At 71.4% G+C, this 12686-nt stretch carries 10 protein-coding genes; 1 reads left to right on the top strand and 9 read right to left on the bottom strand.

Annotated elements, in window-relative coordinates; genetic code table 11:
- Positions 1 to 256 precede the first annotated feature (256 nt).
- From B5F73_RS03360 to B5F73_RS03335, 6 genes are all read right to left on the bottom strand, one after another.
- The gene (locus tag B5F73_RS03360) at positions 257 to 1507 is read right to left on the bottom strand and encodes an HD domain-containing protein (RefSeq protein ID WP_087226424.1); all 1251 of its coding nucleotides are present in this window, start codon (positions 1505 to 1507) and stop codon (positions 257 to 259) included.
- A gap of 5 nt (positions 1508 to 1512) precedes the next feature.
- Positions 1513 to 2904: a hypothetical protein gene (locus tag B5F73_RS03355; RefSeq protein WP_087226421.1), complete on the bottom strand. Its 1392-nt coding sequence runs from the start codon at positions 2902 to 2904 to the stop codon at positions 1513 to 1515.
- Between the two features lie 325 nt (positions 2905 to 3229).
- On the bottom strand, positions 3230 to 5020 hold the full coding sequence (locus tag B5F73_RS03350; RefSeq protein WP_087226418.1) for a GNAT family N-acetyltransferase: 1791 nt from the start codon (positions 5018 to 5020) through the stop codon (positions 3230 to 3232).
- A gap of 6 nt (positions 5021 to 5026) precedes the next feature.
- Positions 5027 to 5806, bottom strand: a complete 780-nt coding sequence (locus B5F73_RS03345; protein ID WP_087226415.1) for a metallophosphoesterase — start codon at positions 5804 to 5806, stop codon at positions 5027 to 5029.
- Between the two features lie 107 nt (positions 5807 to 5913).
- Positions 5914 to 6444 carry a very short patch repair endonuclease gene (locus tag B5F73_RS03340; protein ID WP_239379785.1) on the bottom strand — a complete coding sequence of 177 codons (531 nt, stop codon included), beginning with the start codon at positions 6442 to 6444 and terminating at the stop codon, positions 5914 to 5916.
- Positions 6438 to 7403, bottom strand: a complete 966-nt coding sequence (locus B5F73_RS03335; RefSeq protein WP_087226412.1) for a hypothetical protein — start codon at positions 7401 to 7403, stop codon at positions 6438 to 6440. Before B5F73_RS03335 ends, B5F73_RS03340 begins: the two co-directional genes overlap by 7 nt.
- A 148-nt stretch (positions 7404 to 7551) precedes the next feature.
- On the opposite strand from B5F73_RS03335, the gene B5F73_RS03330 reads away from it, so the two are divergent.
- On the top strand, positions 7552 to 8781 hold the full coding sequence (locus tag B5F73_RS03330; protein ID WP_087226409.1) for an MFS transporter: 1230 nt from the start codon (positions 7552 to 7554) through the stop codon (positions 8779 to 8781).
- A 206-nt stretch (positions 8782 to 8987) separates the two neighbouring features.
- Here the strand turns inward: B5F73_RS03330 and B5F73_RS03325 are convergent, their stop codons facing one another.
- The 3 genes from B5F73_RS03325 to argJ all read right to left on the bottom strand — a co-directional run bounded on the left by B5F73_RS03325 (position 8988) and on the right by argJ (position 12681).
- Entirely contained in the window at positions 8988 to 10250 is a 1263-nt protein-coding gene (locus B5F73_RS03325; RefSeq protein ID WP_239379784.1) for an acetylornithine/succinylornithine family transaminase, read from the bottom strand.
- Between the two features lie 23 nt (positions 10251 to 10273).
- Complete coding sequence (gene argB / locus B5F73_RS03320) at positions 10274 to 11149, bottom strand: acetylglutamate kinase (RefSeq protein ID WP_087226405.1); 876 nt, start codon at positions 11147 to 11149, stop codon at positions 10274 to 10276.
- Positions 11150 to 11394: 245 nt separating this feature from the next.
- A complete protein-coding gene (argJ, locus tag B5F73_RS03315) occupies positions 11395 to 12681 on the bottom strand; it encodes a bifunctional glutamate N-acetyltransferase/amino-acid acetyltransferase ArgJ (protein WP_087226402.1) in 1287 nt (428 codons plus the stop codon).
- Between the last annotated feature and the right edge of the window lie 5 nt (positions 12682 to 12686).

The following is a 12686-nucleotide window of genomic DNA, read 5'->3' as shown; positions in this document are numbered from 1 at the left end:
CCCGAGTCACGAGGGGAGATTCTAGCAGCAACGGGAGGTCTCACCGACGGGTTGAGACGGTCCCGTTACCTCCGGGAATCGGCGACGTTGTCCGGAGGGCCTCTAGAAAACGCGGCCCTTGTCCGCGCCAGACCTTCGAATTCGGTACAAGCCCGGCGTTTCCTAGAGTTTTGCGAGACAAACCCCCGCGATTCCTAGAACACCGGGCGACAAGGACGGCGTTTTCTAGAACCCCCGCGGACAAGGGCGGCAAATCCTAGGCGCGCACGTCCTCCGGGAGGTAGCCGCGGCTCGGGAAGAGGCCCGCCGCCTCGGGGAAGGCCGCGGCGCAGGTGGCCACGAAGTAGTCGTCGGTCATCGACGAGATGAAGTCCACGACGGTCTGGTCGGGGTCGCGCTCCCAGTCGTAGCTGCGCCCGTAGAACGACAGGCGGCGCTCGAGCGGCGCCACGTGGTGGGCAAAGATCGCGGAGCGCTCGTCGCCCGCGGCGAGCGCCTCGAGCTCGTGCTCGTAGAGGGCCGAGAAGAGCTCGGCTATCTCGGCCGAGAAGTCGCCGTTGACCTCGCCCGCGCCGTAGATCTTCTCGTAGTTCTCGCGCTTGGCGCGGCGCATCTCGGCGAAGCCCTCCTCGCTCATGGCGATCGTCTCCTCGCCCACGCTGTGCTCCACGACGTCGGCCACGAAGGCCGCGAGCGCCCAGGCGTTGTAGCCGCCGCCCAGGCCGTCGTCGAAGGTGTCCTCGGTCGCGATGCCCGCCCGGATGGCGTCCTGGCGGTCCTTGCCCACGTAGGCGATGATGTCGGAGACGCGCACGACGCAGCCCTCGAGCGTCATCGGGCGCAGGTGGGAGATCGTCTCGTCGCCGCGCTCCCAGCACGACGCCACGACGCGGTCGAAGGTGTCGAACTCGGCCAGGCCGCTCGTCTCGAAGCGCTGCAGCTCGAACTCGCCGTTGTGGCAGAGGGCGCCGTCGAGCGTCTGCAGGCTCACGTTGCGCCCGGCGAGCTCGTCCATGACGCGCACGCTCTGGACGTTGTGGAAGAACCAGCGTCCCGTGCGCTCGTGGTAGACGTCGTTCAGGAAGCGCTCGCCGGCGTGGCCGAACGGGGTGTGGCCGAGGTCGTGCCCGAGCGCGATGGCCTCGATGAGGTCGAGGTTGAGGCCCAGCGCCCGCCCGATGTCGCGCGCGACCCGCGCCACGAGCTGCACGTGCAGGCCGCGGCGGGCGAGGTCGTCGTTGGCGCGGAACGAGAAGACCTGGGTCTTGCCCGCGAGGCGGTTGTACGCCGGCAGGTGCACGACCTTCTCGGCGTCGCGGACGAACGCGGGGCGCAGCGCCGTGTCGCGGTCGCGGTCGCACGGGTCGCGCCGGATGGCGGAGGCGTCGCGGCAGGCGAACGGGGACAGGCGGCCCGAGGCGAGCCGCTCGGAGACGAGCGCCGAGGCGCGCTCCGAGAGCCGTCCGGTGAGGCCGGGCGCGAGCGGGTTTGTGGCGGCGCCGCCCATGCTGGCTAGTCGCGCGCCACGAGGCAGCCCACGGTCACGCGGTTGGACCAGGGGCCGATCTCGCCGTCGTAGCCGCCGCGGGCGTAGACGCCGCCAAACTCGCCGCGGAACAGGAACAGGCCGATGAGGTTCTCGACCTCGACGGGCTCGTCGCCGCGGTCGGACGTGTCGCCCACCGCCGGGGCGCCCAGCACGACCTCGGAGCGGTAGGGCCTGCCGATCTCCTGGACCACGCCGCCCTCCTCGGCGCAGCCGAGAAGGACGCGCCACCAGTCGTCGCGGTCGGCGCAGGACGCGCCGGAGACGGCCTCGTTGGCGCGATAGGCGCCGGCCGGGCGCGCGAGCCAGCGCTCGGGCTCGGCGAGGTACGGGGCGAGGTCGGTGGTGCGGTCGAGCACGTGGGTCTCGGGGACGTGGGCGCGCACGAAGGCGAGCTCCTCGTGGTCGAGCACGTCCTCGACGGCGTCGGAGCGAAGCACCGCGAAGAGGGCGTTGGTCGAGACCGGCCAGGTGCCAAAGCCGCCGATCACGCAGGCGAGACCGCGGCTGGCGGCCTCCACGAGGGCGTCGACGCCCTCGCAGGGCTTCTCGACCATCTCGGAGAGAAGGGCGCGGCGGTAGACGCAGGCGATCGGGCCCTGGGAGTCGACGAGGCGACGGTGACCGCCGGCCTCCTCGACGCGCAGGTCGCGGATGTCCACGAGGCGCGCGAAGACGCCCTCGTCGGCGAGGCGCTCCACGATGTCGGCGAACTCGCTCGCCGTGGCGCTCTCGGGGTAGTCGACGATGCCCACGGCGGGGCGCTCGGGGTGCTTGGTCCCGGCGTCTGCGTTGGCCCAGGACATGTAGGTCTCGCGCAGCGCGTCGATCACGCCGCCGGTGACGTCGAAGGTCTCGATGCCGGGGTGGCGCTCGGCGAAGCGGCGGTAGGCCTCGGTGAGCTGGACGGCACGCGTGACCTCGACGGAGGCGGTCATGCCGAGCGAGCTGTCGGTGGCGGCGCCCGCCAGCGTGAAGTCGCCGGTCTCCTCGTCAAAGAGCACGTCCACGCGCGCGAACGGGATGAGGCGGTCGTAGCCGGTGGGGATGCGGGTCAGCTCCTCGAGCTCCGGCGAGAGGCCAAAGCGGGCACGGAAGTCGGCGTCGTCGAGGTAGCGGGCGGTCACCTTCTCGAGGATGCGGCCGAAGGTCTCCGCCGCGTCGCGCAGGATGCCGAGCTCGGCGCTCGAGAGGACCTTGGGGGTGAGCGCCCAGGTGGGGGTGCCCTCGCGGTTGGCGACGGGGTGGGCGGAGGCGAGGTAGTTCGCCGCGAGCTTGCGACCGTCGGCGTCGCCGTCGAGGTCGCGCAGGATGTCGAGGTACTCGTCCTCGAGCGCGCGGCAGCGGAGGTTGCTCATGGTGTCCCTCGTTTCTGGTTGTCGCAGCGTGAGCGAGTCATGCACAGCACGCGCATTGTAGGTGTATGGGCGGACAAAAACAAAGGTCGCCGTTTGACGCGGCCGATTGTGTGGACCTTCGGTGGAGCGAGACCGTGGCACAGAGGGGAGGCGTCCTTCTCGTCCCGGCGCAAACTCGTACACTCGACGAGAGAAATCGCGGGTCGGGCTTAGCGAACCTGCGGTTTTGTCGCTTTTCAGCTTCCCAATGTACGAGTTTCGCCCGGAGCGCGGAGCAGCGGGGCACCAGCCCAGCAAAACCTGACAAAGGTGCCTGGCACCTTTGTCAGGAAACGTACCAGAGCCGGCCGCTCTCCAGGATGTCGAAGCCCATCGAGAGCTCGAGCGCGAGAGAGGCGTCGTTGTCGGGCAGGACCTCGGCCCAGGGCAGACGCCCCTCGCCCAGGAGCTGGCGAATCTTCGCCGCGGCGAGCGCGCTGCCCCAGCCGCGACGGCGCGCGTCGGGGAGCACCTCGAGCATGCCCATCGACCCGTGCGGGTGCTCGCCGACAAACCCCACGAGCCTCCCCTCCTCGAAGCCGCCGATCACGCGGCCGGCGGCGAGAAGGACCTCGAGCTCGCCGGGACGCAGGAACTCGGGGTGGCTGTAGTGGGCGACGATCGCGCCGGCATAGGCGGGCGTGAGCGTGCGCAGGTCGCGCGTGGGCTCGACGGCGGGCGCCTCGCCGCTCCACACGACGAGCTCGCAGGGGCGTGCCTTGCCGCGCGCGGCCCGCCCGACCTCCCGTGCGACGTCGCGCTCCCCGCAGACGCAGGTCACCGGGGCAGCCCCCAGACAGGAGAGCGCGCGACGCACGAGCCTGCGGTCGCGCGCCCAGACGAGGCGCACGCCGTGCGGCACGTCGACGACGACGGCCCCCTCCTCGGCGAGAAGGACCTCGCCGACTCCGCGGGAGAGCGCGTCGGAAACCGGCAGCGCGGCGTCGCCGTCGGCGCGCACGGCCTCGAGGGCGCGCGATCGCCGCTCCGCGGGGTCGTCCGCCGTGGCGTCCACGACGAACGAGAGCCGCTCGGCCATCATCGCGTGCCCCTCGGGGCCCGGGTGGTCCGAGCCGTCCGTGAGGAGGCGCGGCAGGAGGTGCGCATCGAGGAGCGCCCCGGCGTTCACGAGGCGCATCTGCGGATGGCGCGCGGCGGCGTCCGCGATGATGCGGTCGACCTCGGCGAAGCAGCTGCGCGGGTGCGTCGGGTAGGCCACCTCCAGGTGCGGGGGCGTCGTGAGGACCCAGGTCGGGACGTCGGGAAAGGTGGCGGCGACCTCTGCTAGGTGGGAGCGCACGTCCCGCTCAACCGCGTCCGCGCCGCACGGCTCGAAGCGGTAGTTCTCGCCGAGCTCCACGACCACCGCGGCCACGTCGAGTCCCCGCGCGCCGCAGACCGTCCCCGGCTGGAAGACCTGCCCGCCCACGCCCTGGTTCACGAGGTCGAGGCCCAGGCGGTCGGCGAGAAGGGCCGCCCACGTGCGCGACGGGTCCTCGGCGCAGAACCCCTGCGCGATGGAGTCGCCGAGCACGAGCAGCGCGCGGCGCGGGCCCACCGGCTCGAGCAGGGCGCCGTTCGCGGTGACGGAGCGCAGCTCGCACGGCACGAGGCACGGAAGCCACACGCGGACGCGACGGGGCTCCCCCAGGCCCGGCAGCGGCAGGGCCGTCGCCTCGGGGTCGGCGAGGTCGATCGACAGGAGGCTCTGCTCGTCCGGGAAGAGCGGACCCAGATGACGGCCGTCGACGTCGACGAAGACGGCGTCGGGCCGCGCCGGCTCGACGCCCGTGTGGCGCGCCACGTCCTCGAGGGCGCCCGCGGTGCCGCCCGGGACCTCGCCCATGCGCAGCTCCAGCACCGCCTCGCTGCCGTCGGTCTCAAACTCCACGGTGACGCCGGCGGTGCAGGCGGCCATCTGACGGTAGAGCCCCGGGTGCCAGGCGCGGACGCTCCCGAGCGCGCGCAGCTGGGAGGACGAGAAGCGCGACGGGCGGACCCAGCCGTCGCCGGCGTCCAGAACGGCGACCGCCCCGTGCAAAAGCTCGGCGGCGGGAGAGGAGACCTCGGTCGGCATGGGCGGCTACTCCCCCTCGCGGACGGGCTCGTAGAACTCCTCGCCGTCGTCGAGGCGCAGCACGAGCACCTGCCCGAAGCCCGCCCCTCCCGCGGCGCCGCTGTCGATGTCCCAGCGGTCCCGCTCCGCGCCCACGCGAACCATGCGCGCCCGGCCGTCCTCGCCGATGGCGGGGCGGTCCATCTGGCTCGCCATGCCCTCGAGATAGGGCGTGGGGGTGTGGCCGGCAACGACCACAGGTCCCCTGCCCGCGGCGCCCGCGAGGCCGTGCTCGGCGCCCCAGAACTCCTCGCGGACCCAGGTGAGGTCCTCGTCCGTCTGCGCGGCGAGGTAGGCGCGGGCGGTCTCGTCGTCCCAGACGTCGGGCGCGCGCACGTCCAGGTTCACGCCCGCGTGCGCGAGCAGGAAGAGCCGGCCCCCCACGCGGACCTGCGCGCTCCGGGGGCAGGATCTCACCCAGGCGACGAGGCCGGCGAGCTCGTCCGCGTCCAGCGCGGCAAGCCCCTCCGAGGTGACGGCGCCCCCGTTGATCGCCCAGTTCATGGCCGCGAGCGAGTCGTCTCTGTCGCGCAGGCAGTCGAGCATGAGGTCCTCGTGGTTGCCCAGCAGCGCCACCGCGCCGGGCAGCGCGCGAACGAGGCGCAGGACGCCCACCGGGTCGGGGCCGCGGTCGATCATGTCGCCCAGGCAGAAGAGGGCGTCGCCCTCGGTCGGCGAGACGCGCTCGAGCGCGCGCTCGAGGGTGGCCCGGTGCCCGTGCACGTCCGAGAACACATACGTTGCCATGGGACCGACCTCCCTCGACGGATCGACGTCCTTATCGCCCTCGGAGTCAGCCTAGCATCTCGCGCCCGTCCGGGGCCCCCGGACGCGGGCGAGCGGTCGCGCGCGGCCTAGGAGCGCCTCCCGCGGCGGCGCGCCCGCACCGCCCGCAGCCGCCAGGCGGGCACGGCCCCGACGTCGACCACGTGGGCCGGCAGCCGACGCTCGCCCGCCGCGCGCACCTCGGCGACGACGCGCGCCATCGTGGCGGCGAGGCGGTCGCGCTTGAGCTGGCACTCCCAGATCACGAGCAGCGTCCAGCCCTCGTCCAGCATGAGCCGGGCGTTGCGGGCGTCGCGCTCGCGGTTGCGCGCGAACTTCTCCTGCCAGAACTCCGCGTGGGTCTTGGGCCGGGAGGGGTCGCAGTGCGGGCAGCGGTGCCAGAAGCACCCGTTGATCTGTATCGCCACGCGCCGGCCCGGGAAGCACACGTCGGGCCTGCCGGGCGCGCCCTTCCAGTGGAGTCGGTAGCCGGTGAGGCCCGCCTCGCGCAGCGCGGCGCGAACCCGCAGCTCCGGCGAGGTGTTCTTGGAGCGGTTGGCCTGCATGACGTGACGCGTCGCCTCGGAGGACGCCTCGGGGACGCGCGCGCTCGCTACCACGCGATCTTCTCGCCCGGAGGCGTGGGGTCGCCCTCGAAGTTGAGGTCGGCGGTGAGCGCGCGGGCGGCGTCGAGGTCGAGCTCGGGCGCGAGGAGCTCGTCGAGCGTGGTCAGGGCACGCGCGTGGGCGCCGTCGTAGAGGTCCCAGAAGCTCGCGGTGCTCACCTCGTGCGTGAACGGGTTCTCCCACGGCCGGTGGTCGCGGTTGTCGAAGTCGGAGGTGTCCTCGGGGCGCACCCGGTGCGACATCGAGCCCACGAGCGAGAAGCGCTCGCGGCACACCAGGCGCTCCGCCGTCGAGAGCACCGCGCGCTTCCTACCCGAGGGCGAGTCGAAGACGCGCTGGACCAGGCGGAACTCGTGGACCGCCGTGGAGAACGTGCGCGGGTCGATCGCGCGCTCGAAGATCCAGAGGGTGGCGTAGAAGTAGAGCTTGTCGATGGCCGCCAGCGTCGCGCGGGACGCGGCGAGGGCGCGCTCGTGCGGGCGCCAGCGCTCGACGGTGCGGCCGGTCGTGGCAAAGAGGACCATCTCGTCGAAGTCACGCTCGATCTCGGCGTGGACGCGGGAGCCGGCGGACTCGTCGAGACCCTCCACCCCGGCCGAGGTCAGGCCGTTCTGCCACCAGTAGATGAGCGGGTGGAGCGTGGAGTCGAGCAGCCAGTGGCAGGCGAAGCCGGCCACGTAGGCGCGGGCCACGGAGCGCTCGCGCCCCTCCAGGCGCAGCGCCGCCTCGCGCATGGCGAGCAGGACCTCGGCGGGGGCGGCGTCGTGCAGGGCGTTGCCGAGGGGCGACCACTTGTGCATGAGCGGGTCGACGACGAGGTAGAAGAGCGGGTCGGGGCCCTGGTTGCCCAGCAGGAACGCGTCGCGCTCGGCGGTCGTGCGGAGGTTCAGCAGGGCGGTCGCGTCCTCGAGGACGCCGCGCCCGAAGAGATCGTGCGTGAGGATGGCAGGCATCGCGAGCCCTTTCGTCGTGTCCTGACCCGATTATGCCCCAATCCGCGGGGCGTCGTTCCTCTCGCCCGGCGTTACGCACTTCTTACGCGTCACGCGCCCCCAACTCGCCTAACATGGAGGCGTTGTGGCGTCGCGGGAAGGGAAGCACATGGCGCACCAGAAGATGACCAAGGCCGAGAAGAGCTGGATCGTCTACGACGTGGGCAACTCCGCGCTCGTCCTTCTCGCCACGAGCGTGATCCCGATCTACTTCTCGTCCCTGTCCCCCGACGGCGGGGTCGTGGTGGCCTGGAGCTACGCCGAGACGGTGGCGTCGCTGATCATCGCGCTGCTCATGCCCGTGCTGGGCTCGATCGCCGACATGCAGGGCATGAAGAAGAAGTTCATCGTGGGCTGCGTGGGCACCGGCGTGGTGGCCACGGTGGCGCTGGGCTTTGTGACCACGGCGCTGGCGTTCCTGGTGATCTACGTCATCTCGTCGGTGGCGCTCAACTCCTCGATGGTCTTCTACGACGCGCTGCTGGTCGACACCACGACCGACGACCGCATGGACGAGATCTCCTCCCAGGGCTACGCCTGGGGCTACATCGGCAGCTGCGTGCCGTTCATCGCGTGCCTGGGCGTGGTCCTGGGCTACGAGGCGCTGGGCATCACGCTGCAGACCGCCATGCAGATCGCGTTCATCATCACCGGCGTCTGGTGGGCCGCCTTCACGGTGCCCCTGCTCAGGAACGTGCAGCAGCTGCACTACAAGCCGCGCGCGCCGCACGCCGTGGCCAACGCCGTCCGCGGCCTGACCGCCACGCTGCGCGAGATCTGGGCCAACCGCGCCATCCGCTACTACATGATCGCGTACTTCTTCTACATCGACGGCGTGCACACCATCATCAAGCTCTCCACGAGCTACGGAACCGAGCTGGGGATCGACTCCACGCAGCTCGTGCTCGCGCTTCTGGTGACGCAGTTCGTGGCGTTCCCGAGCGCCATCATCTACGGCCGGCTCTCGTCCAGGTACGGCACGCGCCGCATGCTGCTGATCGCGATCGCCGCCTACTTTGGCATCACGCTCTTCGCCGCGTTCTTCCTGCGCTCCGCCGCCGAGTTCTGGTTCCTGGCGATCCTGGTGGGCATGTTCCAGGGCGGCATCCAGGCGCTCAGCCGCAGCGAGTTTGGCAAGCTGGCCCCTAAGGAACGCGCCAACGAGTACTTTGGCTTCTTCGACATCTTCGGCAAGTACGCCGCCATCCTGGGCACGTTCCTCGTGGGCACGTTCACCGCGCTCACCGGCAACTCCAGCCTGGGCGTGCTCTCGATCGCGGTGCTCTTCGTCGTGGGCTTTGTCACGATGCTGCGCGTCCCGGAGCGCACCGCCGCATAGGGGCTCTTCTCGGCCGGCCCACCGGCACGGGCGTCTGCCGCGAGGGGCCACGTGCCCCAGGCCCTTGCATCGAATGTGCGAGTTTCTCGCTGCTCGGGGTGCCCGGGCTCATCCTAGACGCACGTTTTCCCAGTTGGCCGAGAAGCACGAACGAGCCCAAACCGAGAAACTCGTACACTCGGCGGAGAGGAGTGCGGCAGGGCTCGCTACGCCAGACGGGAGATGAGGGCCTCGAGGCGGTCGCAGGCGTCGTCGACCTGCTCGCGCGTGATCACGAGCGGCGGCAGGAAGCGCAGGATCGAGTCGCCGATGTGGTTCATGACCAGGCCCTCGGCCAGGCCCTCCTCCACCATCTGCGTGGCGATCGGCACGTCGAGCTGGGCGCCGCGCATGAGGCCGTGGCCGCGCACCTCGCTCACGTGCGGCAGGGCCGTGAGACGGTGGCGCAGGTGGCGCCCGACGGAGAGCACGTGCTCGCCCATGTCGGCGTCGAGAAGCGCGTTCACGCAGGCCAGACCCACCGCGCAGGCGAGCGGGCTGCCGCCGAAGGTGGAGCCGTGGTCACCGGGGACGAGAAGGTCGGCCACCTCGGCGCGGGCGGCGACCGCACCCATCGGGAAGCCGTCGGCGATGCCCTTGGCCATGGCCACCACGTCGGGCTCGATGCCGGAGCGCTGGTAGCAGAAGGGCGAGCCGCAGCGGTAGAAGCCCGTCTGGACCTCGTCGCAGATCAGCAGGATGCCCTTCTCGGTGCAGAGCTCGCGCACGTCGCGCAGGTAGTCGTAGTTGGCGTTCCAGACGCCGCCCTCGCCCTGGACGCACTCGAGCATGACGGCGCACACGCCGCCGCGCTCCACGCGCTCGCGCAGGGCGTAGATGTCGTTCAGATAGACGGTGACGAAGCCCTCGGGCAGCGGGCGGAAGCTGCGGTGGAACTTGTCCTGGCCGGTCGCCGCCAGCGTGGCGAGCGTGCGGCCGTGGAAGCTCTGGCGCGCGGTCACGATGATGCTCGCGCCGTCGAGGTGGGTCTCGCCCCAGCGGCGGGCGAGCTTGATGGCCCCCTCGTTGGCCTCGGCGCCGGAGTTGGCGAAGAAGGTCTTCCAGCGTGTGCCCGTGGAGCCCATCTCGTGGCCGCCCTCGTCGGTCGTGGTGGAGAGCATCCCGGAGAGCGCCGCGGCCAGCTCGCCGCGATGCTCGGCGTAGAAGTAGTTGCTCGTCTGCCAGACGCGGCCGGCCTGCTCGCGCAGGGCCTCCACCACGGCGGGGTGCGCGTGCCCCAGGCTCGCGCAGCCGATGCCACCGAGAAGGTCGAGGTACTCGCGGCCCGCGGCGTCCACGAGCGTGGCCCCGTGGCCGCTCACGAACTCGACGCCCAGACGGGCGTAGGTGCCCATCACGTACGTGTCGTCGAGGCGCCTCTCCTCGGCGTCGACGGCGCAGGCCTGGCTGTTCTTCTCGTCCTCGGACATCGGGGGCTCCCTTCGCCTGGAGTCTAGTCTCTGGTGAACATGGTACCGCAGCCCGCGTCGGTGAAGATCTCGAGAAGCAGGGAGTGCGGGTAGGTTCCGTTCAGGATGACGACCTCGGAGACGCCGCCGTCGAGCGCCTCGGCGATCGATCGGATCTTGGGCAGCATGCCGCCGTCCAGCTCGCCGGACTCGAGCAGCATGTGGGTCTCGGTCTGCGTGAGGGTCTGGATGAGCGAGTCCTCGTCGTCGACGTTGCCGTAGAGGCCGTCCACGTCGGTGAGGTAGATGAGCTTGTCGGCCCCCATCGCCTCGGCGATCTTGCCGGCGGCGACGTCGGCGTTGATGTTGTAGAAGCCGTCGGGGGCGCAGCCCACCGTGGCGACCACCGGGATGTAGCCGTCCTCGAGAATGGTCTCGATGAGGCTCGGGTCGACCTCGCGGATGCGCCCCACGCGACCCAGCTCGGGGTCGATCTGCTCGGCCTTGATCATCTTGCCGTCGGCGCCGGAGATGCCCACGGCGTTGTGGCCGTACTCGTTGAGGGCCCAGACCAGGTCCTGGTTGACCTTGCCCACGAGCACCTCGCGCACGGCCTCCATCGTGGCGTCGTCGGTCACGCGCAGGCCGCCCTTGAACTGCACGGGCAGGTCGAGTGCCTTGACGTGCGCGCTGATCGCCTTGCCCCCTCCGTGCACGAGCACGATGCGGATGCCCAGCAGCTTGAGCATCTCGATGTCGGCCACCACCTGGCGGCAGAGCTCGCCGTCCTCCATGGCCGAGCCGCCGTACTTGATGACGAAGGTCTTGCCCGCCATGCGATGGATCCACGGCAGGGCCTCGTTCAGGACGTCGACCTTCGAGGCCGCGGCGTCACGCTGCTGCCTGTCACGCTGCTTCATGTCTGCTCCTTCGATACGCTGGCGAGAAGAACGGTCGGGTCGTCCGGGCCGCGGAGCCGGGCGGGCGAAGTCCGGCGCTTCGGACAGTCCTTGCCCTGCGAGGAGTTTGCCGACCAGGTCCGCCGCGAGTTCTTGGCGCGTCCTCTGCGCCAAGCTGTCTGAGCGCCGGACCTGGTCGGCAAACTCCCCTCCGGGCTGCGGAACTCGCGGCGGACTTCGCCCGCCCGGCTCCGCGGCCCTGCCGGCTACGTCCGGTAGTCTCCGTTAATCGTAACGTAGTCGCGGGTGAGGTCGCAGGTCCAGATGCGGGTGGACGCCTCCCCCATGCCGAGGTCGACGGTGATCGGGATCTCGGGCTCCTCGAAGCGGCGGAGCATGTCGTCCTCGTCCATGGGGACGGTGAGACCCCCGCGGCAGACCGGCACGCCGAGGAAGTCGATGTCCACGCCGTACTGGTCGAAGGGCACCCCGCACTTGCCCGCGGCCGCGGCCACGCGGCCCCAGTTGGCGTCGTGGCCGAAGATGGCGGTCTTCACCAGCGGGGAGTTGGCGATCGCGCGCGCCACGGTGTCGGCGTCGGCGTCCGTCGCGGCGCCCGTGACGGTCACGGTGACGAGCTTGGTCGCGCCCTCGCCGTCGGCGGCGATCTTGCGCGCCAGGTCGACGCACGCGGCGCGCACCGCGGCGGCGAGCGCGGGGTAGGCGGGGTGCGCAAGGTCGATCTTCTCGCCCCCGGCCGCCCCGGTGGCGAGCAGGATGCAGGTGTCGTTGGTCGACATGTCGGAGTCCACGGTCACCTTGTTGAAGCTCTCTCCCACCGCGGCGGAGAGGGCCGCTCGGGCGGCGTCGGCGGTGAGCGGGGCGTCGGTTGCCAGCACCGCGAGCATCGTGGCCATGTTGGGCTGGATCATGCCCGAGCCCTTGACGAAGCCGCCCACGTGCACGGTCACGGTGCCGCCGCCCTCCTGGGGGACGTCGCCGGCGAGCGAGACCTCCTTGGCGTAGGTGTCGGTGGTCATGACGGCGCAGGCGGCGTCGTGCGCGCCGGCGGCGGTGGGCGCGAGGGCGGAGACGGCGGCGGGCACGCCGGCCTCGTAGGGCTCCCAGGGCAGCGGCACGCCGATCACGCCCGTGGAGCACACGAGCACGTCGTCGGCGTCGCAGCCGAGCTCGCGGGCGACGCGCTCGCAGGCGGCGCGGGCGCTCTCGAGGCCCGGCTCGCCCGTGGAGGCGTTCGCGTTGCCGGAGTTGAGCACGACGGCGCGGGCGCGGCCGTCGGCCGCGTGCTCGCGGCTCACCGTGACGGGCGCGGCACAGAAGCGGTTGGTGGTGAAGGTCGCGGCGGTCACGCACGGCTCGTCGGCGGCGACGAGGGCGAGGTCGAGACGCTGGGGGTTCCTGCGGAAGCCGGCGGAGACGCCGGCGGCGCTGATGCCGGCGGCGGCGCAGATGCCGCCCTCGCAGGGGGAGAAGCCGCAGGCCTCGGGCGTGTCGGACGCCGCGGGGACTGCGAGCGGGGCTATATGGGTCATGGGGT

Origin of the sequence: Olsenella sp. An270 (genome assembly GCF_002159735.1) — a bacterium.
Lineage (GTDB): Bacteria > Actinomycetota > Coriobacteriia > Coriobacteriales > Atopobiaceae > Thermophilibacter.
The sequence above is the reverse complement of the archived record's forward strand: the minus strand, read 5'-3'. Positions and strand labels throughout refer to the sequence as shown.

Coding starts and splice junctions, on each gene's coding strand:
- B5F73_RS03350 (WP_087226418.1), bottom strand. CDS start 5,020: ATGCCGACCGAGGTCTCCTCTCCCGCCGCCGAGCTTTTGCACGGGGCG.
- B5F73_RS03345 (WP_087226415.1), bottom strand. CDS start 5,806: ATGGCAACGTATGTGTTCTCGGACGTGCACGGGCACCGGGCCACCCTC.
- argJ (WP_087226402.1), bottom strand. CDS start 12,681: ATGACCCATATAGCCCCGCTCGCAGTCCCCGCGGCGTCCGACACGCCC.
- B5F73_RS03360 (WP_087226424.1), bottom strand. CDS start 1,507: ATGGGCGGCGCCGCCACAAACCCGCTCGCGCCCGGCCTCACCGGACGG.
- B5F73_RS03355 (WP_087226421.1), bottom strand. CDS start 2,904: ATGAGCAACCTCCGCTGCCGCGCGCTCGAGGACGAGTACCTCGACATC.
- B5F73_RS03325 (WP_239379784.1), bottom strand. CDS start 10,250: ATGTCCGAGGACGAGAAGAACAGCCAGGCCTGCGCCGTCGACGCCGAG.
- B5F73_RS03330 (WP_087226409.1), top strand. CDS start 7,552: ATGGCGCACCAGAAGATGACCAAGGCCGAGAAGAGCTGGATCGTCTAC.
- argB (WP_087226405.1), bottom strand. CDS start 11,149: ATGAAGCAGCGTGACAGGCAGCAGCGTGACGCCGCGGCCTCGAAGGTC.
- B5F73_RS03335 (WP_087226412.1), bottom strand. CDS start 7,403: ATGCCTGCCATCCTCACGCACGATCTCTTCGGGCGCGGCGTCCTCGAG.